Below are 19,011 nucleotides of genomic sequence, written 5' to 3' on the forward strand. Positions count from 1 at the left end.
GACAGGACCGACATGACCCTTGGCGACGCGCTGTTCACCCGCATCACGATCCGCGATTTCGACCGCCTGTCGGCGCGGATCGGCGATATCCAGTCCCGCATCGCCGCGGGGACCAACGACCCCCGGATCAGCGCCGACCCCGCCCGGGCGACGCAGCTGTCGGCGCTGCGCGACCTGCGCGCGCGGATGGAGGGGCAGACCGACCTCGCCGCCCGCGCCGGCGACCGGCTGGCGCTGGTGGACCGGACGCTTCAGGCCGTGTCGGCCGGGGTGATGCGGATGCAGCAGATCGCGCAGCAGGCCGCGAACGACACGCTGACGCCCGAGGCGCAGGCCGCGCTGCGGATCGAGGCGACCGCCCTGCGCGACGAGATGCAGGGTCATGCCAACGCCACCGACAGCGAGGGGCGGGCGCTGTTCGGCGGAACCGCCGCCGGCGCCGCCTTTTCCGGATCGGGCGAGACGCTGGCCTATCGCGGCAACGGCGCGCGGCCGCTGGTCCGGCTGGGCGACGGGCAGGAGGTGGCGACGGGCCTTGCGGGTCCGGCGGTCTTCGGCACGGCCGGGGCGGGGCTGTTCGGCCTTGCCAACGATCTGGTGGCGGCGCTGACCCCGCCGATGCTGACGGCCCGCGCCATGGCCAGCGCCGAGGGCAGCGCGCGGCTGGATCTGCTGCGCGGCCGTCCCGCCGACAGCCTGACACTGACCCTGACCGGGCCGGCCGGGTCGGCCGAGGTGGTGCTGGACCTGCGCGCCGATGCCCCGGGCGCGGCGGCGGAGGCGATCAATGCCGTCGCGGCCCGGACCGGGATCGCCGCGACGATGGCCGAGGACGGATCGGGGCTGCTGCTGTCGGCGGCGGGGCGGATCGCGCTGTCGGACCTCGCGCTGACGCTCGCCCCGCCGGCGACGGGCAGCGACCGCGACCGCCCGCGTGCGACGCTGACCGCCTTCGGCGGCGATGGCGGCACCGCCACGGTCACCGGCCTGCGCCCCGCGCGACTGGCGGCGACCGAGCTTGTGGGCGACGCGGCGGCCGCACTCGACCGCGTGACGCAGACCCTGGCCGAGGTGGGCGCGCTCGGCGCGACCGTCGACCGGCGGACGGACATGATCGCGGCCCGGCGGCTGGAGCTCGACCTGTCGATGTCGCGGCTTGGCGACCTCGATGTGGCCGAGGCGGCGACACGGCTGCAAAGCCTGCTGCTGTCGCAGGAGGCGGCGCAGCAGACCTTCGTGCGGATCGCCGGATCGTCGCTGTTCGACTATCTCTGACCCGGAAAGACCCCGCCGGCCAGCGGCGACGGCCCGGCACCGCGGGACAGGATCGCCCCGCCCGACAGCACCAGCAGGCCGCGCGTCGCGGGCGGGCGCGCACCTGGGGCGGGCGCCAGCGGGGCCGCCCGGTCATCCCGCGCCGCGCCCGGCGGGACCGCCCCCGCGGCCTGCATCGCCGCGACGACCTTGGCGGCATAGGCCGGGCCGCGGACCGTATCGGCCGAATGATAGGCCGCGACCGCCGCGTCCCATGTGCCGTGGCGATCCTTCAGCTCCCGCAGGAAGCGGGCGGCATAGCGGACATTGGCGTCGGGCGCGATCATCGCGCGGGTGCCACCGAAGGCCGCGCCGTGCCAGCGCCAGTTGAGTTGCATGCAGCCGATATCGACATTGGTGACGCCCGAGGCGACCAGCGCGTCGATGCGGGCCAGCGCCGCCTCGCGCGTGGGGGCATGTCCGCCGTCGCCGCCCTGGTTGAACGTCCAGGGCCAGGCCCGCACCTGCCCGTTGCCGGTGCCGCGCCCCGACTCCACCCGCGCGATCGCCGTCAGCAGGCCCGGGGGAATGCCGAGTGCCCGCGCCTCGCGCTCGGCCAGCGCCTCGCAATCGGGCTGCGGATCGGCCGGAACCGGCGATGCGGCCGGCGGGACGGCCAACGACATGACGGCCAGTACAGCCGCCAGTGCCGGGCCGAGGATGCGGCGACCGCGGATGCCGGCCGCGGCGGCGGTTCGGCGCGGGCGCGCGCAGGGGAAACAGGCGGATGCGTCGGTCATGGCGCATCCCTGCAAGCCGGGTGCCAGTGCCCGGCCCGGAACCGGCCCATCCGAAAGCCTTGGCACCCAGACCTTTGCCAGCCGCGCGCAGACCTTCGCCCGATTGCCCGGACGCCGGCCGCCGGGTCATCTCGGGCTCAGAACCCCGCCTGCACGGGTCCCGGAAGCCCGTGGCCCCGCAAGCAGGCACAGCACCGTCGGAGCAGGACATGAGCATCGGCCAGGACATCGTATCGGGCAGCTTCGCGCAGCGCGCGCGGGTGGCGGGCCGCCGGTCGTGGTGGCTGCTGCCCTTCATGATCGCGGGCGGCACGCTGCATCTGCTGGCCATCCGCTACTTCTTCTTCTGACCACGGGGACCGCACATGACGGATAGCACCGCCGACTTTCGCCACGGGCTGGCCCGCGACCTGCTGGACCTGTGCCAGGCCGCGCGCGGGATCGCCGGGTCCGCGGCGCCGCTGCTGCATCTGGCGCCCGATCTGGCCCATGTGCGGGACCAGCTGGCGGCGGCCGGCTGCGACCTCGGGGCGGGCGTGGTCCTGCTGCCGGCAGACGGCGGGCCGGACGGGGCGGCTCTGTCCGGGGACGTCACGCTGCGGCAGATCCAGCCGGCGGATGGCGAGGGGCGGCTGACGCTCGCGCTCGACCTGCCGGGACCGGGGCCTGCGGTGCTGGCCCGGATCGAGCTGCGCCAGGCCTCGCCCGCCGCGCTGGACCCGCGCAGGCGCGACATCCTGCAGACGCTCGGCCGGATCGCGGCGCGGCGTGTCGCCCTGCTGCAGACCTGGCCCGCGCCCGCCGCCGCGCAGATGCTGCGGCTGGCGCGGATGGTGGCGGAATTCGACGATGGCGCCGCCTCGCACGCGCTGACCGGCCTGTTGCGCATCCTGTCGGGACAGGCGCCCAGCCAGGTGGAGGTGACCGCCCTGCAGATCGCCGGGCTGGTCGACGCGGCCAGCCTGCAACCGGCGGCGCGCGAGACGCGGCTGAGCCGGACGGGACGGGATCTGGTGGCGGCGGCGGGCCTCGATGGCGACCGGGCGGGCGCGCCGCTCGCCGCCCCCGAAGCCGCTTCCGGACCCGCCCCCGAAACCTTCGACGCGGCCACTGACGAGGCCGCATTCTCCGACGACGCCGGTGCCGGCATCGAGGCGCCCTTTGCCCGGCTGCGCCTGCTGGGCGACAGCTTCGAGATCGGCGAGACGCCGGACGGGCGGATCTGGTTCCGCCCGCAGGGCGGCGCGGCATGGCAGCCCCTGCTGTCCGGGCTCGATGACGGCTGGACCCGGCTGGGCGCCGAGGTCCTGGGCCGGACCCGCGACCTAGTCGACGCCTATGCCCGGATGCACACGCTGCGCCGGCGCGACGTCCCGGTCGACGAACTGTTCGAGATCTACGCGCTCGACGGGCTCTGCTGGCGGTTGCGCCTCAGCGAGACGGGGGTCGAGGCGATGGCGGAACCGGCAGAGGGCGATGCGGCCGAACCCGCCGCGCCGTGGCTGCCCGTTCCGGCAGCCGCCGACCTGCCGCAACGCGAACGGTCAATCGCGGCGCTGCGGGTGGCATGCCCCGACTACCGGCGCGTGATCGAACCCATCGCCGCCGAATGGGCCGAACGCATGGCCCTGTCCGCCGAGGTCCTGCCCTGCCTGCCCCGGGTGGCGTGAACCGTCTCCAGGCTGTTCAGTTCTGAACCGCTGACTGACCCCGCCTTCGGGCGGGGTCTTTTTTGTCTCCTGCGGGCGGGGACGTCAGGCCGCGTCCCCGGTCTCCGCCATCAGCGCGCGCAGCCGGCCGACCGCCGCCGTCTTGATCTGCGACACCCGGCCGGTGGTGACCTTCAGGACCTCTGCCACCTCGTAGACGTTCATCTCCTCGACGAAGTAGAGTTGCAGCACCAGCGCCTCGCGTTCCGGCAGGCGGGCGATCGCGTCGCGCAGGCTGGCCAGCCGCTCTTTCTGCAGGATCAGTGCCTCGGCCCCCGGGGATATGTCGCGGAAGCAGTCGGAGTGGTCGCTGTAGACCTCGTCGAGCGAGTCGACCCGGATGTCGCCCTCGGCCTGCCAGCGCGCCAGTTCCGCCGGGTCGAGGTCCAGATGATCGGCCAGTTCCGCATCGCTGGGGCTGCGCATCAGGCGCTGCTGCAGCGTGCTGATGCCCTCGGCCAGCCGGCGCCGCATGCGCAGGCTGCTGCGGCTTTGCCCCGACTGGGCGCGCAGATGGTCGATCAGCGCGCCGCGGATGCGGATCGCCGCGTAAGAGGCGAAGGGGACGCCGGGCTGCGGGACGTGGCGCCGCGCCGCCTCGACCAGCGCGATATGGGCGACCTGCAGCAGGTCGCGGATGTCGGAGCGCTGGCCGGTGCGGCCGTGGACATGCCAGGCGATGCGCCGTGTCAGGTCCATGTGCCGCTCGACAAGGGCGGCGGGATCGTCCCCCGCCGGGGGATAGCCGCGCATCATCATGGGAACCCCCGCGTTGCGGACAGAAGGCGCGACGGGCGCCGGAAGGGATAGCTGCCGCCGGCAGCGGGTGCGGCGGGCGACGGGACGGCAGGCGGATCGGGGGGCGGCGGGGCGGCGTCCTTGCCGGATGCCAGCGCCCCCTCCAGTTCCGGCCCCAGGCTGCGCATCAGCACGGGCAGACGGTGGCGCGCGAGCACGGCCGCCTCGTCCGGTCCGGGCGCGAAGAGGTCGCAGCGCGTCTGCACCACCCCCGACGCCACATGCCCCGTCTCGACGCACAGCCGGTCCAGCAGCGCGGGGTGCAGGCCCGCGGGAACCACCAGCCACAGCGCGGCGGACCGGTCCGACACCAGCTTCGGCAGCCGCGACAGGGGCGGCGCATCGACGCCGGACAGATCGAGGATCTCGACCGCGGGCGCGGACTGCGGGGCGGCGGTATCCGTGTCGGCGGTATCCGGGTCGGCGGCATCTGCCCGGCGCCGCGGCAGCCATAGCGGCACCACCCCCTGCAGGCCGAGCGCCGTGGCCCGGTCGCCGAACTGCGCCCGCGTCTTGGCGGCCTCGCGATGTGCGGCGGTGACCCGCGGCTGCAGGCCCCGGGTCCGCGCCAGCGCCGCCAGTCGCAGGGCCAGCCGCGTGATCCCCGCCCCGGGCGGCCCGAACAGCGCCAGCCGGGGCGGCAGGTCGGGCAGGTCCGGCGTGCCTTGCGGGATGCCCTCCGGCGCGGCCGGCGGAACGGGTCGCGCCGCCCGGGCCGCGCGTGCGTCGTGCTGCGCCGCGGCCCGGATTTCCACCCCGGCCTCCGTGCGCCGCAGCCCGAGGATCACCGCGTCGGGTCCGAGGCTGTGCAGCATCCGGTCCAGCGCATCGCCCGTCGTGGCGGCGTTCAGCCTGACCTCGGCCATCTCAGCCTCCGGTCCCGGCGGCGGCCGGCGTCAGCGCCGGCAGGCCAATCATCTGCCGGATCTCGACCTGCCGGGTGGCCGGGATCTCGGCCAGCGCGAGCACCGGCAGGTCGGGATGGTGCGGCCGCAGGAAGGCCGCCAGCGCCCGGCGCAGCGCCGGGCCGGTGACGAGGATCAGCGCTCCGTCCGCCGGCGGCACCGCCGCCTGCGCCGCCGCCAGTTCCCGCAGGACCGTCGCGGCCAGCGCGGGATCGAGCGTCAGGCCCTCGTCCTGCGGCCGGCGGGCCCGCAGCAGCAGCTGTTCCAGTTCCGGCGCCAGCGTCGCCAGCGGCAGCACCGCGCCAATCGGGGCCAGCTGTTGCAGCAGCAGCGGCACCAGCGCCGGGCGCAGGCCCTCGGCCAGCGCGGCGGGCGGGGCGCTGGCCGGGGCAAGCGCGGCCAGCCCGCCCAGGATGCGGCGCAGGTCGGACACGGGCACCCGGTCGGTCAGCAACTGGCGGATGACGGCGGTCAGCAGATGCAGGGGCACCAGCTTCGGCACCACCGATTCCACCAGCATCGGCGCGGCTTGCGCCAGCGCGTCGAGCAGGGCCTGCACCTCGTCCGGGCCGATGAGGTCACCCGCATGGCGTTGCAGCACCTGCCCCAGATGGGTGGCGATGACCGCCTCAGGGTCGATGACGGCATGGTCGTCGGCCTCGGCCTCGGCCAGCTGGTGCGGCTGGATCCAGATCGCGTCGATGCCGAAGGAGGGGTCGCGCACGGCGACGCCCGCCAGCCGGCGCACCGAGCCGTGGCCGGGGATCGCCAGCTTGCGGTCGGGCTGCACCGAATCCTCGGCGACGATCGTCTGGCCGATGCGGATGCGATAGCTGTTGGGCGCAAGCGACAGGTCGTCGCGGATGCGGACACCGGGAATGACGATCCCCAGCGACCGCGACAGTTCCTGACGCATTGCGGTGATGCGCGGCACCAGTGTGCCGCCGTCGCGGCCGCTGGCCAGTCCGATCAGGCCATAGCCGATCTGCAGCGACACCGGCGCGATGTCGGACACGTCCTCGGGCGTGATCGGGGCGGGGTCCGCACCGGCGGGGGCGCGCGGATCGGCCTGCCGCCCCGTCCCGCCCGCGCCATCCGGGCCGGCCAGGCCGCCCGGCGCGGCCATCGGCCTCGCTGTGTCCGCACCGGCGGGCCCGGCGCGGCCGGCCATCACCGCCGCCCCGGCCGCCGCCGCACCGGCCAGCAGGAAGATCAGGTTCGGCATGCCCGGCACGATGCTCAGCACCAGCAGCACGGCGGCCGTCGGCCACCAGGCGCCCGCCACATGCACCTGCCGCCCGATCAGCCCGCCCATGTCCGAGGCCGAGGACGAGCGGGTGATGATGATCGCCGCCGCGATGGACAGCAGCAGCGACGGCACCTGCGCCACCAGCCCGTCGCCCACCGACAGCCGGACATAGCTGTCCGCCGCGGCGCCGAAGGGCATGCCGTGCTGCATCGTGCCGATGACGATGCCGCCGATCACGTTGATGGCGAGGATCAGGATGCCCGCGACCGCGTCGCCCTTCACGAATTTCGACGCACCGTCCATGGCGCCGTAGAAATCCGCCTCGGCCGCGACCTCGGCCCGGCGCTGGCGGGCCGTCTCGGGCGTCAGCAGGCCCGCGTTCAGGTCCGCGTCGATCGCCATCTGCTTGCCCGGCATCGCGTCGAGCGTGAAGCGCGCCGAGACTTCGGAGACCCGGCCGGCGCCCTTGGCGATGACCAGCATGTTGATGACGACGAGGATCGCGAAGACCAGAAGCCCCACGACGAAATTGCCGCCGACCACGAAATCGGCGAAGGCCGCGATGACCTGTCCGGCCGCATCCTCGCCCGCATGGCCCGCCGACAGCACGATCCGGGTCGAGGCCACGTTCAGCGCCAGCCGCAGCGTCGTCGCGATCAGCAGCAGCGAGGGAAAGCTGGAAAAGTCCATCGGCCGCCGGGCATGGACCGCCACCATCAGCACCAGCAGCGACAACAGGATGTTGCCGACGAAGAACAGGTCCAGCAGCGGCGTCGGCAGCGGCACGATCATCATTGCCATGATGGCGAGGATGCCGAGCGGCAGCACCATGCCGCCCACCCGCAGGCCGCGGCCGCCGGTGGCGGTGGCGGCGCCCGTCATCTGCGCCACCGGCAGGGCGGCGGGGACGGGATGGCGGGGGAAGGACGGGTCATGGCGGCTCCGGCACTGGGTCGGGGCGGGGGCTGCAAGCGCCGTGCCAGCGGGGGGAAACGGGCACGGCGCGTCCCCGGGGTTGGCCTCGCCGCTGGCACGGCAGTTGCAGGCCGCCCGCAAACACAGGAGCACGTCATGACCCCTCGCCGCGCCGCCCCGGCCCGTTTCCCCCTGATCGCGCTGGCGCTGGCGCTCGCCGCCTGCGCCGACCCGCCAGGGGCAGTGGACAGCCTGCCGGCAGATGCGACCGGCCGCACCGCGGCGCTGGCCGCCAGCCGCGATCTGCTGGCCGATCTCGACGGGCTGGCGGCAGAGGGAATGGCGACAGAGGGGATGGCGGGCACGGGCGGCGCGACCGGCTTTCCGGCCCCCGCCATCGCCGCGCTGCGAGGGCGCGGGTTTTCGCAGGTGGCAGGCCAGCCCGGCGGCACGCTGGGCGAACGGCGGCTGCTGGCGATCCGCGCCGCGCGGGTCGAGGCGCTGCGCGACCTGACCGAACAGGTGCACGGTCTGGCCCTGCAGGGCACGACGACGCTGGGCCATGGGGCGGTCGTGCAGGACGCGGTCACGGCGCGGGTGGAAGGGATGATGCGCGGCGCGCGCACCGTCGCGATCACGCCCCGGGGCGATGACGGCTATGAGGTGGTGATGGAGCTGCAGCCCGACACGCTGGCCTACATGCTGCGCGCGCTGCGGGCGGGGGCCTGACATGACGGGGCCTGAATCGAAGGACACCGGGATCGCCGGACGCCGGCGGTTCCTCGCGCTGGCGGCGGCGGCGGCAGGGGCGGCGCTGTCGCCGGGGCCCGGCGAAGCGCGGCAGGCGGCGCGGCAGGCGGCGGGCGCGGCGGTCGAGGTCGAGGGCTTCGCTCCTCTCCCCGGCGCAGGCGCTCAGGCAGGCGCGATGCGGCTGGCGCTGGCCGATGCGCTGCTGGCCGCCGCGCTGGCCGGCGGGGCCGAGGTGCGGGGCCGCACGGTCATGGCCGGGACGCGCGTCACCTCGGACATCGTGATGGTCCGCCCGATGGGGCAGGTTCTGGCCTACGAGGTTCTGGCGCGGTCCTGCGACGCGGCCGGCTGCCGCGTGCGGCTGCGCGCCCACGTCGCCCCGGCCGCGACGGGGGCCTGCCCGGCACGGCGGCACCTGCTGCTGGCGGTCCCGCCGCCCGACATCCGGGTGTCGACCGCCGCACCGGCCTGGGCGGCGGCGCTGGCCGACGATCTGGCGCTGCGGCTGGTGGCGCTGGCCGAGGCCGCGCCCGAGGTCGCGGGCCTGACCCGTCTGCCGCGCGATCCGGCGCGGCCCGAACCGCGCGGCAGCGCGCTCTACCGCGCGGCCACCGGGACCGCCGCCGTTGGAGGGCCGGGCGATCACCTGCTGATGCTGGCCCTGCGGCTGGAGATCGTCAGCCGCGACCTGCGGCTGGAGGTGCAGGCCGAGCTGCGCGGGCCGGGCGGCGAACGGATGGCGACGCGTTTCGCCGCCGCGATCCCCGCGCCGCGCCCGTCGATCCTCGGCGATGCCGCGGCGGTGATCGCGCCCGACCGCGCGCAGATGGCGCAGCGGCTGACACGGGGGGCGGGACCGGCGCTGTCGGACCTGTTCGCCCGGGCCGGCTGCCGGCCGGCACTGGCGGTGCTGCGCTGGACCGGGGGACGGCTGGTCGCCGCCGCCGGTGCCCGGCACGGCATCGGGCCGGCGAGCCTCGCCGTGACCGACGGCGGCGCGGGCTTTCCCGGAATCCTCGAGGTGACCCGGCTTGGCCCCGACAGCTGCGAGCTGCGCCCCCTCGATCCCGCGGCCCGCGCGGCGGACCACGCCGGCCGGCTGGTGCGCTTCGTCGGCGTGGCGGAACCGTTGCGATGACGGTCCTCGGGCGACGGGCCGGGTTCTGCCTCGGGCTGGCCGGGCTGATGCTGGCGGCGGGGCAAGGGGCCGCGGTTCCCGATCTGCCGCCAATCGCGCCTGCGCCGGGCGGGGCGGAGCAGGACTGGACGGCGGGCGAGCCGATCCCGGGCGCGCGCGCCGCCGCCCTGGTCGGGGCGGCGCTGGCCCGGGCCCGGCTGCCGGGCGAAGGCCCGGCCGCCGTGGCGGCGCCGCTGCGCCCGCTGCCCCCCTGTGACCATCCTCCGGAGGTGCGGCCCTTCCAGGGCCGCTGGAGTGCGGCGGAACTGAGCTGCGACCGCCCGCTGCCGTGGCGGCGGGTGATCCGCACCGGCGCCGTAGCGGCCCCCCCGCCCGCCACGGCGGCCGCGCCGGACCGGCACCAGCCGGCGATGGCGGCCCTGACGGCGGCGCGGGGATTGCGGCGCGGCGCGATCGTCACCCCGGCCGACCTGCGCCTTGCGCCCGTCGCCGCCATCGACCCGGCGCAGGTGCTGGCCGATCCCGCGCTGGCGACGGGCCGCCGGCTGCGGGTGGCCGTCGCCGCCGGTCAGCCGCTGCTGGAACGTCACCTCGCCCCGCGGCAGGACGTGATGGCGGGGCATGGGGTGACGGTCCTGTTCCGCGGCGCGGGAATCGAGGTGGCGACGCGCGGCATCGCGCTCGACACGGGTGCGGCGGGCGATCTGGTGCGGGTCGAGACGGCGCCGGGCCGGATCGCCGAAGGACGGGTCGCCGGCGACCGGATCGTGGCCGTGGGCGCCCTGCCCTAAACTTCGCGGAAAGACTGCCGTTACCGCATCTGCCGGAGGTCAGGTCATGGTCAGCAGCATCAACTCCCGGGTCGTCCCGGCCAGCACATCCCCCAGCCGCCCGGTCGATCCGGTGGCGCAGACGGAGCGCCCGCATCCGCCCCGGGGCGCGGCGGAGCCCGCCACGGGCGAGCGGCTGGACCTTGCGGATAGCGGGCGGCTGCTCGCGATGGCCGAGGGCCCGCCCGTCGATCAGGCGCTGGTCGACCGGATCAGCGCGCGGATCGCGGCGGGGACCTATCCGCTCGATCCCGGCCGGATCGCCGAGGCGCTGATGCGGGACGGGCTCGACCTGCTGGACTGACCGTCTTTCCGGCGGCGGCCGTCGCCAAAGTATGGGGGGCCATCCCTGCGCCAGCCCGTCCATGCCATCGTCGTGGTAGGGCGACGGCATGGATCACGGTTAACACGGGGGCGTGACCAGAAGGCCGAGCCCCCGCGATGACACGACACTGGATACCCGCGCCGACCCTTCCGGCCGACCGCAGCCCGGCGGCCGATGCCTGCACCCGTTCCGGGGCGGCACGACACCTCGCCGGGTTACTCGCGGCCATCGCGCCCTGTCCCGCACCGATCCTGCTGCAGGGACCGAGCGGTGCCGGGAAGGAGGTCGCCGCCGCCGAGATCCACCGCCTGTCCGGGCGCGGCGGCGCCTTCGTCGCGGTGAACTGCGCCGCCATTCCCGCCGACCTGCTGGAGGCCGAGCTGTTCGGGGCCGAGAAGGGCGCCTATACCGGGGCCGACCGGGCGCGTCCCGGGCTGATCGCCCAGGCCGAGGGCGGCACGCTGTTTCTGGACGAGATCGGCGACATGCCGCTGGCCCTGCAGGCCAAGCTGCTGCGCGTGCTGGAATCCCGCACGATCCGCCGGCTGGGATCGGGCCAGTCGCTGGCCGTCGATTTCCGGCTGGTTGCGGCCACCCATCGAGACCTGCCGGCATTGGTGGCCGAGGGCGGCTTTCGCGAGGACATCTATCACCGGATCGCGGTGTTCCCGGTCGCGGTGCCGGCGCTGAAGGACCGGATCGAGGATCTGCCCGGGCTGGTGGCGCTGTTCCTGCGCGACGACGGACCGAGGGCGGGCATGGCCGCCCCGCCGAGTTTCACCGAGGCGGCGCTGGCGGCACTGGCCGCCCATGACTGGCCGGGCAATATCCGGGAATTGCGCTCGGTGGTGATGCGGGCGGCGGTGCTGTTCGCAGGCCGGACTGTCGGCGCGCGGGAGGTGCGCGACAACCTGCTGACCTTCCGGATGCGGCAGCCCGAGACGGCCGACACCTGCGGAGAGGCCACCCTTCTCGCCGCGCCCGAGCCGGGCAGCGTCGCCGCGCGGATCGCCGCCGGCGCGCCCATCGACCTGCGGCGCGAATTGCAGGCGGTCGAGATCGCCGCGATCCGGGCGGGGTTGGTGCAATCGGGCGGATCGGTGACCGGCGCGGCGGCGATGCTCGGCCTGCAGCGCACCACCCTGATCGAGAAGATGCGCAAGCTGGGCATCGGCCGCGGCTGAGGGCCGGTCCGGCCCGCGCACCGTCTCAGTCGGATTTCGACCACAGGTCGACGAGGTTCTGCAGATAGCTGCCGGTGCTGTTCATCCGGGTGATCGCCTGTTCCATCGCAGCAAAGCGGGTCAGGTAGCGTTTTTCGATCAGCGCCGCCCGCGCCTCCAGCGCCTCGATCCGCGCCTGCGCCTCGGCGGTCGCGGCCGCGATTTCGTCCTCGCGCCGCGCCAGCGTGCCGTCACCGGAGGTCGCGCCGTCGAGCACGGCGGCGAGCGACGCGACGAGGCTGCGGCCGAAGCGGATGGTGCCCGAGGTCACGCCCGCGCCGGTCGTCAGCGTCAGCCCCTCGCCCGGCCCGCCCGTCACCGTCCAGCGGGTCGATCCGTCCTTCAGCAGCGTGCCGGTGGCGGCATGGCCATCCAGCGTGGCACGGCCCGAGGCATCGACGCGGAACCGGTGCTCGCCCGGGGTGAAGGCGGCGCCGGGTGTGCCCGAGACCGCCAGCCCGGGGGTGAGGCTGTCCAGCAGATCGCCGAAGACCGCATCGAAGGCGGCGGGATCGGCGGCGAAGGCGGACTCCAGCCGGGCCGCATCGACGGACAGGCTGCCGTCGCGGGCGGTGGCCACACCCAGCTGTGCGAGGAACACCGGCCGGTCGCCGAAGCCCGCCAGTGGCGCCGCCAGCGCGCCGCGGATGGCCTGTTCCAGCGTCCCCAGCTTGCGGTCGCCGGACAGGACGCCGGACAGCGCCTCCTCCTCGCCCTGATCCGGCGACCGGGCGGTCAGCGTCCGCAACAGCCCCAGCGTCCCGTTCAGCGCCGTGACCAGCGAGCGGAGATTGTCTTCGGCAACCGCGCCGTCGCGTTCCACCGTGATCGTGGCCGAGGTCGCCGCCGCCAGCGTCAGGGTCATGCCCGGAACGATGTCGGACACGGTGTTCGATGCGCGCCGGACCGACAGCCCGTCCACGGTCAGATGGGCATCGGCGGCAGCCTGCACCTGACGGGTGGCATTGGTCGCGGTGGTGTCGAAGGCCGACAGCGCCACCTCGCCCGCCCCGGTGCCGCTGGCGGCGGCGGTCAGCCGGATGGCGCTGGCCGCGCCCGTCGCGCCGGTGATGCCCAGCGACCAGCTGCCATTGCCCTTGTCCAGCGCGCGGGCGCTCAATCCCGGCACGCCCGACAGCGCCGTGGCGAGATCGGCGAGGGTCATGCCCTCCGTCACCTCGATGGTCGCCGCCCCGCGGGCACCGTCGGCGGTGAAGCCGGTGGCCGCCGCGTCCCAGCTGCCGAAGTCGATGGTCAGGCGACCGGGCGCGATCCTGTCGCCGGTCGAGGCAAAGCCGCCGAATTCCAGCACCTGTCCGCTGGCCAGCGACTGCACCGCGATGGCCGTGGCGCCTTCCAGCAGTTTCGCGCGGTCCGTCACCGTCGGCATGATCTGCGACGATCCGGTGGTCACCGACAGCACCGGGTTCGAGGCCGCGGCGACCAGCGCCGATCCGAGGCTGTCGAGCTGGGCGCGCATCCCGGACAGCGCCGACAGCCGGATGCTGTCGGTGGCGAGCGATGTCTGCAGCGCCGTCAGCCGGGGCGCGGTTTCCGCCGTGGCCAGCGTGCCGGCAAGGCCGGACAGGTCGAGGCCGGAACCGTTGCCGTTCAGACTTTTCAGAAGATCTGTCGAGGTGCTCATGCCCGGCTCCGCCAGTACCCCCGCCCCCGGGGAAGTTCGTCGCAGCCACAACGGCCCGCCGCGGCAAATCTTTAGCGCCCGGCCCGAACCCGCCACGGCCCCGCCGCGGCCGCGACCGGGATGGGGGCTAAAACTTTCCGCCCGCGGCCGTTTGGATTGCAGGCGCCGAAGCGGCGGCCTTCAACGAGACCTGACGAGGAAGCGACATGACCAGCATCAACACGAATATCGGCGCCCTGTCCGCACAGGCGAACATGACCCGGGTGAACGACGACCTGAACACCGCGATGACCCGCCTGTCCACCGGCCTGCGGATCAACGCCGCCAAGGACGACGCGGCCGGCATGGCCATCGGCGAGAAGATGACGGCGCAGATCCAGGGCCTGAACCAGGCGGTGCGCAACGCGACCGACGGCAAGAACCTGATCGACACCACCGAATCCGCCCATGTCGAAGTCTCGTCGATGCTGCAGCGCCTGCGCGAACTGGCCGTGACCTCGGCCAACGACACCAATACCTCGTCCGACCGGGGCAGCATCGTGTCGGAAACCCGTCAGCTGATCGCCGAGATCAACCGCGTGTCCGAAACGACCACCTTCAACGGCATGAAGGTGATGGACGGCAGCTATCAGGACAAGCAGTTCCAGATCGGCGCCGATGCCAACCAGACGGTGTCGGTCAATGTCGGCAGCACCCGCGCCACCGATATCGGCGCCTATCAGCTGAAATCCGACGTGAACGTGGCGGCGGGCGCCTCGGCCATCGCGGGCGGCACCACGCTGGTGATCTCTGGCTTTGCCGGATCGGCCGAGGTGGACCAGACTGCCGGCATGTCGGCCAAGGACATGGCGGCGGCGATCAACGACAAGACCTCGCAGACCGGCGTCAAGGCGGATGCGGCGACCACGGCCAAACTGTCGGGCCTGACCGGCGCGGGCACGCTGAGCTTCCAGATCAACGGCAATGACGTGGGTCCGGTCGCCATCTCGGACGCCAGCGACCTGCGCTCGCTGCGCGACGCGATCAACGCCAAGACCTCGGAAACCGGCGTCGCGGCGAAGATGGGCGAAACCGACGGCGAGATCATCCTCGAGGATTCGACCGGCGCGAACATCGCGGTCACGGGGTTCGATTCCGATGACGGCGCGGGCGGCGACCTGTCGATGGACGTGGACGGGCTGAACGCGGACGGCAGCGCCGCGGCCACCGGCTTCACCACCACGACCACGATCACCGACGGCGACGACGCGACGGTGACGGGGCAGGTGACGCTGTCCTCGACCATGTCCTTCTCGGTCCATACCTCGGACAACACCGCCGACGAGGCCTTCTTCGAGGACTCCAACTCGGGCGCCGCGCTGGAACAGCTGGCCGAGATCGACCTGTCCACCGCCGAGGGTGCGGCCAAGGCCATCGACGTGATCGACAGCGCCCTGTCGAAGATCAGCCAGTCGCGGTCGGACCTGGGTGCCGTGTCGAACCGGCTGGACTCGACCATCTCGAACCTGACGAACATCTCGACCTCGGTGCAGGCCGCGAAGTCGCAGGTGATGGATGCCGATTTCGCCGCGGAATCGACGAACCTCGCCCGCGGCCAGATCCTGAGCCAGGCCGCGACCGCGATGCTGGCACAGGCGAACGCCTCGAAGCAGAACGTGATGAGCCTGCTGCGCGGCTGATCCGTCCGCTGGCGCATGCCCTGATAGGGGCCAGGCCCGTCGCGATTGCGGCGGGCCTTTTTGCGCCCGCCGCGCCGCAATGCCCGGCCCGTCGGAAACCGGACGGGCCGGGTGTCAAACGTCTGACTCCCGCAACCGGCGGGCATGGCTAAAACGAAAGGCACCCGCAACGTCCCGCCGCGCAGTCCAAGGTGCAGAATGCAGCTTTCGTTCCAGCAGACCGTCAGTCACCGCCAGTCGATCGTCGTGTCGCAGCAGTTGCGGCAGGCCATTGTCATCCTGCAGATGTGCAACGCCGAACTCGAGTCCTTCATCGAATCCCAGGTCGAGGAGAACCCCTTCCTCGACCTGCGCCCCGCCCCGCAACCGGGCGCGTCCGCCGCCCCGGCCACGGGGCCCGCCGCCGCCTCGCGCGGCGAGGAGGACTGGGACCGGATCGCCGCGCTGCCCGGGGCTGCGGCTTCGCTGTGGGGTCACGTCGCGCAGCAGATCGCGGCCCTGGGCCTGTCGCCGGACGACCTGACGCTCGCCTCGGCCTTTCTCGACGCGCTGGCGCCCTCGGGCTGGATCGACGCGCCGCTGGCCGAGATCGCCGCCGCCGCCGGCGCAACCGGGGGCGAGGCGCTGGCGATGCTCGACCGGCTGCAGGGGCTGGAGCCGGCCGGCATCTTCGCCCGCGATCTGGCCGAATGCCTGGCCCTGCAGCTGAAGGCCGCGGGCGAGCTGTCGGCGCCCTTTCCCGCGATGCTGCGCAACCTGCCCCTTGTGGCGGCGGCGGACCTGCGGGCGCTGGCGCGCGCCTGCGACTGCGGGATCGACGAGTTGCGCCCCGCCCTGCGGCGGCTGCGCGAACTCGACCCGAAACCGGGCGCCGCCTTCGACACGGTGCGCGACCCCGTGCGGCCCCCGGACCTCGTGATCTCGGACGCCGCGGGGGGCGGCTGGCTGGTGGAACTGAACCGTTCGACCCTGCCCGGCGTGGTCGTCCGGCGCGACGAGGCGCGCCGCATGGCGCCCGTCCTGGGCAAGACCGGCCACGGCGCCTATCTGTCGGACCGGCTGGCCCATGCGCGATGGCTGGCGCGGGCGGTGGACCATCGCAACCGGACGCTGCGGACGATCGGCGAGACGCTGGCCCGCCTGCAGGACGACTTCCTGCGCCTCGGGCCGGATCACCTGCGCCCGATGACGATGAAGGAGGTCGCGCTTGCCTCGGACGTGCATGAAAGCACGGTCAGCCGTATCGCCGCCGGCATCCTCGTGGCGACGCCGCAGGGCTGCCTGCCGCTGCGCCGGTTCTTCACCGCGGCCCTGCCCGCGCGGGATACGGCGCCGGGATCGGCGGGCGCGGTGCGCCACCGCATCGGCCGGCTGATCCGCGACGAGCCCGTCGATGCGCCGCTGAGCGACGATCAGCTGGTGGGACTGATGCGGGCGGAGGGCGTCGATGTCGCCCGGCGGACGGTCGCCAAATACCGTACCCAGCTGAACCTGCCCGCCTCCAAGCAGCGCCACCGGCAGGCGGTTCTGGCCGGACGGGCCTGACCGCCGCACCGGCGGCGGCGTGTCAGGCCACTGCCGCGGATTGCGCGGGGCCGGCGGCGGTGGCGTAGATCGCGTCGATGAGGCCTGCGAGGGTTTCGTAGTCCGCGGCCCGCGGGTCGAACCCCCGATCGCGGGCGAGGTCGCGCGCCCAGGCCCGGATCATCGCGATCCCCCAGGGGTCGGGCGGCGCGGCCAGCCGTTCGCTGGCGGTGCCGCGATGCAGCCAGGCCTCGAAATCGTAGAAATCGCCGCCCGGATTGGTCAGCGACAGCCCGCCTTCGGTGCCGTGGAACTGCATCTCGATCCGCGCGTCGCGGCCGGCGTGCAGCCGCCAGGAACAGGCGATGCGCAGGGTGGCGCCATCTTCGGTGCGCAGGGTGGCGCCGGCATAGTCCTCGGTCAGCGCCGCATCCGCGTGGCAGGCACCCTCGCGATACAGCTCCGCCGCAACGACCGAGGTGCGGGGGAAGTCGAGACACCACAGCGCCGAATCGACCAGATGAACCCCGAGGTCCATCAGCGGGCCGCCCCCCGACTGCGCCTTGTCATAGAACCACGGCTTGTCCGGGCCATAGGCGTTGTGGAACACCAGTTCCGCCGCGAAGACCCGGCCGATGCCGCCGCTGCGGATGGTGTCGCGCATCGCCTGCAAAGCCGCCGTGCCGCGATAGGACAGGTCGACCCGCAGCAGCCGGTCGGCGTCGCGCGCCGTCTCGACCACGCGGCGCACCTCGGCGGCGCTGCGGCCCAGCGGTTTCTGGCAGAAGACGGCGCAGCCCGCCTTCAGCGCGGCGATCGCCTGCCCGGCATGCAGCGCCGAGGGCGAGGCGATGACGACCGCGTCGGGACGGGTCTGCAACGCCTCCTCCAGCGTCCGCCCCTGCGCGGCACCCGGGGCCAGCCCGGCGGCGGCGGCCAGCGTTTCGGCCGAGGGATCGGCGATGGCCACGGGTTCGACCAGATCGACAATGCCCTCCATCCGGTGCCGGCCGATCCAGCCGAGCCCGACGAAGGCGACGCGGGGCTTCAGGTCGCCGCTCATCCGCAGGCCACCCAGGCCTTGACCAGACCGTCGGGCTTGTCGCGGGTGGCGTCCAGCGCCCGGTCCAGCGCGTCGAGCGAAAAGCGGTGCGTCAGCAAGGGCGCCGGGTCCAGCCGCCCGGCCTCGATGGCGCGGATCGCTTCGGCGATGCCGCGCAGGCAGGTCTGCGGGTTGCGTTCATGCGCGTTGATCACGTCGATGCCGCGCCAGTTCCAGTTCTGCATGTTCACCTGCCGCGGCCCGTCCTGGTGATAGCCGGCGATGACCAGCCGCCCGCCCTCGGCCACAATCTCTCCCGCCAGATCCAGCGGCCACTGGCGCCCCACCGCCTCGACCACGACATCGCAGAAGCGGTGGGCGGTCAGTTCCGCGACCTCGGCGATGATGCGGTGATGATCGTCCATGCGGACGGTGCGCGCCGCGCCCATCTGCCGGGCCAGTGCCAGCGAGCTGTCGCGGCGCGAGATGGCGATGACCTCTGCCCCGACATTCGCCGCCAGCCGCGTGACCACCGCCCCGATGAAGCCGATGCCGATGATCGCCACCCGGTCCCCCGGCCCGATGCCCGAGCGCAGGAAGACGTTCATCGCGCAGCCGAAGGGCTCACCGGGGAAGGGGCCGGCGATGCTGTCGGGCAGCGGCAGGACCAGCGCCGCATCCACCAGTTCATGCGTGGCATAGCTCGCCTGCCCCAGCCAGACGACGCGCTGCCCGGGCGCGAGCCCGGTGACGCCCTCGCCCGCCGCGTCGATCCGGCCCCAGCCTTCATGCCCCAGCCCGCCCGGTTCGGTCGGGAACTGCATCCAGTCCGGCCCGGCCCAGGGTTCGAGGTTCGAGGCGCAGACGCCGCAGCCTTCGACCCGGATCCGCACCTGCCCCGGTCCGGGTTCCGGCAGGGGCAGATCCTCGACCCGGATCGCGCCGGGGGCCGTCACGCGCACGGCACGCATCAGCGTCGTGTCGGGGGTGAAATCGCTGGACTGCTGGTTCATCGGTTCCCCTTGCTTTGTGGATGGTCCGGGTCGGGCCGGGTGTCGTCGGGCCGGCCTGTCCGCTGCGGCGCGGCCGGTGACAGAACCGGCAGTTTCCCGCCCTGTTCCAGCCGCTTCGGCCGCGGGGGAAGAAGTCACTGATGTTATTGAAGAAGATGTCTCTGAAGATGCCGGCTTGCTGAAGGTCGCCGGGCAAGGCCCGGGCCGGGAAC

At 73.7% G+C, this 19,011-nt stretch carries 17 protein-coding genes; 10 read left to right on the forward strand and 7 right to left on the reverse strand.

The window, feature by feature from the left end; genetic code table 11:
* The first annotated feature begins 12 nt into the window (after nucleotides 1-12).
* Entirely contained in the window at nucleotides 13-1,275 is a 1,263-nt protein-coding gene (locus EEY80_RS18675) for a flagellin N-terminal helical domain-containing protein (protein ID WP_126979220.1), read from the forward strand.
* Here the strand turns inward: EEY80_RS18675 and EEY80_RS18680 are convergent.
* Nucleotides 1,266-2,054, reverse strand: a complete 789-nt coding sequence (locus tag EEY80_RS18680; protein ID WP_126979222.1) for a lytic transglycosylase domain-containing protein — start codon at nucleotides 2,052-2,054, stop codon at nucleotides 1,266-1,268. The two genes, EEY80_RS18675 and EEY80_RS18680, sit on opposite strands and share 10 nt — an antisense overlap.
* Before the next feature lie 209 nt (nucleotides 2,055-2,263).
* Between EEY80_RS18680 and EEY80_RS20220 the strand changes: the two genes are divergently transcribed.
* Together EEY80_RS20220 and EEY80_RS18685 are read left to right on the forward strand one after the other, a co-directional pair.
* Nucleotides 2,264-2,404, forward strand: a complete 141-nt coding sequence (locus tag EEY80_RS20220) for a hypothetical protein (RefSeq protein ID WP_164738320.1) — start codon at nucleotides 2,264-2,266, stop codon at nucleotides 2,402-2,404.
* A gap of 15 nt (nucleotides 2,405-2,419) precedes the next feature.
* Nucleotides 2,420-3,724 (forward strand): hypothetical protein, encoded by a 1,305-nt coding sequence (locus tag EEY80_RS18685; protein ID WP_126979224.1) that lies wholly within the window; start codon nucleotides 2,420-2,422, stop codon nucleotides 3,722-3,724.
* 84 nt (nucleotides 3,725-3,808) lie between these two features.
* Here the strand turns inward: EEY80_RS18685 and EEY80_RS20225 are convergent, their stop codons facing one another.
* From EEY80_RS20225 to EEY80_RS18695, 3 genes are read right to left on the reverse strand one after another with little or no spacing between them, the layout of a single operon-like run.
* Complete coding sequence (locus EEY80_RS20225; RefSeq protein WP_164738321.1) at nucleotides 3,809-4,522, reverse strand: sigma-70 family RNA polymerase sigma factor; 714 nt, start codon at nucleotides 4,520-4,522, stop codon at nucleotides 3,809-3,811.
* Entirely contained in the window at nucleotides 4,519-5,427 is a 909-nt protein-coding gene (locus tag EEY80_RS20230; RefSeq protein WP_164738322.1) for a hypothetical protein, read from the reverse strand. Before EEY80_RS20230 ends, EEY80_RS20225 begins: the two co-directional genes overlap by 4 nt.
* 1 nt (nucleotide 5,428) lies before the next feature.
* The gene (locus tag EEY80_RS18695) at nucleotides 5,429-7,597 is read right to left on the reverse strand and encodes a flagellar biosynthesis protein FlhA (protein WP_126979228.1); all 2,169 of its coding nucleotides are present in this window, start codon (nucleotides 7,595-7,597) and stop codon (nucleotides 5,429-5,431) included.
* Between the two features lie 189 nt (nucleotides 7,598-7,786).
* Here EEY80_RS18695 and EEY80_RS18700 point away from each other — a divergent pair, with 189 nt between their 5' ends.
* From EEY80_RS18700 to EEY80_RS18720, 5 genes are all read left to right on the forward strand, one after another.
* Nucleotides 7,787-8,359, forward strand: coding sequence for an LPP20 family lipoprotein (locus tag EEY80_RS18700; protein WP_126979230.1), 573 nt, complete (start codon nucleotides 7,787-7,789; stop codon nucleotides 8,357-8,359).
* Nucleotide 8,360: 1 nt separating this feature from the next.
* On the forward strand, nucleotides 8,361-9,518 hold the full coding sequence (locus EEY80_RS18705) for a hypothetical protein (protein ID WP_126979232.1): 1,158 nt from the start codon (nucleotides 8,361-8,363) through the stop codon (nucleotides 9,516-9,518).
* Complete coding sequence (gene flgA, locus EEY80_RS18710) at nucleotides 9,515-10,309, forward strand: flagellar basal body P-ring formation chaperone FlgA (protein WP_126979234.1); 795 nt, start codon at nucleotides 9,515-9,517, stop codon at nucleotides 10,307-10,309. The genes EEY80_RS18705 and flgA overlap by 4 nt, the downstream gene beginning before the upstream one ends.
* A gap of 46 nt (nucleotides 10,310-10,355) precedes the next feature.
* Nucleotides 10,356-10,652, forward strand: coding sequence for a flagellar biosynthesis anti-sigma factor FlgM (gene flgM / locus EEY80_RS18715; protein WP_126979236.1), 297 nt, complete (start codon nucleotides 10,356-10,358; stop codon nucleotides 10,650-10,652).
* A gap of 137 nt (nucleotides 10,653-10,789) precedes the next feature.
* Nucleotides 10,790-11,857, forward strand: coding sequence for a sigma 54-interacting transcriptional regulator (locus tag EEY80_RS18720; RefSeq protein WP_126979238.1), 1,068 nt, complete (start codon nucleotides 10,790-10,792; stop codon nucleotides 11,855-11,857).
* Between the two features lie 25 nt (nucleotides 11,858-11,882).
* Here the strand turns inward: EEY80_RS18720 and fliD are convergent, their stop codons facing one another.
* Nucleotides 11,883-13,541, reverse strand: a complete 1,659-nt coding sequence (fliD, locus tag EEY80_RS18725; RefSeq protein WP_126979240.1) for a flagellar filament capping protein FliD — start codon at nucleotides 13,539-13,541, stop codon at nucleotides 11,883-11,885.
* 206 nt (nucleotides 13,542-13,747) lie between these two features.
* Between fliD and EEY80_RS18730 the strand changes: the two genes are divergently transcribed.
* Both EEY80_RS18730 and rpoN read left to right on the forward strand, forming a co-directional pair.
* Nucleotides 13,748-15,220, forward strand: coding sequence for a flagellin N-terminal helical domain-containing protein (locus EEY80_RS18730; protein WP_126979242.1), 1,473 nt, complete (start codon nucleotides 13,748-13,750; stop codon nucleotides 15,218-15,220).
* Between the two features lie 198 nt (nucleotides 15,221-15,418).
* Entirely contained in the window at nucleotides 15,419-16,765 is a 1,347-nt protein-coding gene (gene rpoN, locus EEY80_RS18735) for an RNA polymerase factor sigma-54 (protein WP_126979244.1), read from the forward strand.
* Nucleotides 16,766-16,787: 22 nt separating this feature from the next.
* Here the strand turns inward: rpoN and EEY80_RS18740 are convergent, their stop codons facing one another.
* On the reverse strand, nucleotides 16,788-17,807 hold the full coding sequence (locus EEY80_RS18740) for a Gfo/Idh/MocA family protein (RefSeq protein ID WP_126979246.1): 1,020 nt from the start codon (nucleotides 17,805-17,807) through the stop codon (nucleotides 16,788-16,790).
* Nucleotides 17,804-18,799 carry an MDR/zinc-dependent alcohol dehydrogenase-like family protein gene (locus tag EEY80_RS18745; RefSeq protein WP_235829911.1) on the reverse strand — a complete coding sequence of 332 codons (996 nt, stop codon included), beginning with the start codon at nucleotides 18,797-18,799 and terminating at the stop codon, nucleotides 17,804-17,806. The genes EEY80_RS18740 and EEY80_RS18745 overlap by 4 nt, the downstream gene beginning before the upstream one ends.
* Nucleotides 18,800-19,011 lie beyond the last annotated feature (212 nt).

Source organism: Frigidibacter oleivorans, assembly GCF_003993775.1.
GTDB classification, from domain to species: Bacteria; Pseudomonadota; Alphaproteobacteria; order Rhodobacterales; family Rhodobacteraceae; genus Frigidibacter; species Frigidibacter oleivorans.

Excerpts from the sequence above, each read along its gene's own strand:
- flgA (WP_126979234.1), top strand. The coding sequence starts at position 9,515 with ATGACGGTCCTCGGGCGACGGGCCGGGTTCTGCCTCGGGCTGGCCGGG.
- fliD (WP_126979240.1), bottom strand. The coding sequence starts at position 13,541 with ATGAGCACCTCGACAGATCTTCTGAAAAGTCTGAACGGCAACGGTTCC.
- EEY80_RS20220 (WP_164738320.1), top strand. The coding sequence starts at position 2,264 with ATGAGCATCGGCCAGGACATCGTATCGGGCAGCTTCGCGCAGCGCGCG.
- EEY80_RS20225 (WP_164738321.1), bottom strand. The coding sequence starts at position 4,522 with ATGATGATGCGCGGCTATCCCCCGGCGGGGGACGATCCCGCCGCCCTT.
- flgM (WP_126979236.1), top strand. The coding sequence starts at position 10,356 with ATGGTCAGCAGCATCAACTCCCGGGTCGTCCCGGCCAGCACATCCCCC.
- EEY80_RS18730 (WP_126979242.1), top strand. The coding sequence starts at position 13,748 with ATGACCAGCATCAACACGAATATCGGCGCCCTGTCCGCACAGGCGAAC.
- EEY80_RS18675 (WP_126979220.1), top strand. The coding sequence starts at position 13 with ATGACCCTTGGCGACGCGCTGTTCACCCGCATCACGATCCGCGATTTC.
- EEY80_RS18740 (WP_126979246.1), bottom strand. The coding sequence starts at position 17,807 with ATGAGCGGCGACCTGAAGCCCCGCGTCGCCTTCGTCGGGCTCGGCTGG.
- EEY80_RS18720 (WP_126979238.1), top strand. The coding sequence starts at position 10,790 with ATGACACGACACTGGATACCCGCGCCGACCCTTCCGGCCGACCGCAGC.
- EEY80_RS18745 (WP_235829911.1), bottom strand. The coding sequence starts at position 18,799 with ATGAACCAGCAGTCCAGCGATTTCACCCCCGACACGACGCTGATGCGT.
- rpoN (WP_126979244.1), top strand. The coding sequence starts at position 15,419 with ATGCAGCTTTCGTTCCAGCAGACCGTCAGTCACCGCCAGTCGATCGTC.
- EEY80_RS18680 (WP_126979222.1), bottom strand. The coding sequence starts at position 2,054 with ATGACCGACGCATCCGCCTGTTTCCCCTGCGCGCGCCCGCGCCGAACC.
- EEY80_RS18700 (WP_126979230.1), top strand. The coding sequence starts at position 7,787 with ATGACCCCTCGCCGCGCCGCCCCGGCCCGTTTCCCCCTGATCGCGCTG.
- EEY80_RS20230 (WP_164738322.1), bottom strand. The coding sequence starts at position 5,427 with ATGGCCGAGGTCAGGCTGAACGCCGCCACGACGGGCGATGCGCTGGAC.
- EEY80_RS18695 (WP_126979228.1), bottom strand. The coding sequence starts at position 7,597 with ATGACGGGCGCCGCCACCGCCACCGGCGGCCGCGGCCTGCGGGTGGGC.
- EEY80_RS18685 (WP_126979224.1), top strand. The coding sequence starts at position 2,420 with ATGACGGATAGCACCGCCGACTTTCGCCACGGGCTGGCCCGCGACCTG.
- EEY80_RS18705 (WP_126979232.1), top strand. The coding sequence starts at position 8,361 with ATGACGGGGCCTGAATCGAAGGACACCGGGATCGCCGGACGCCGGCGG.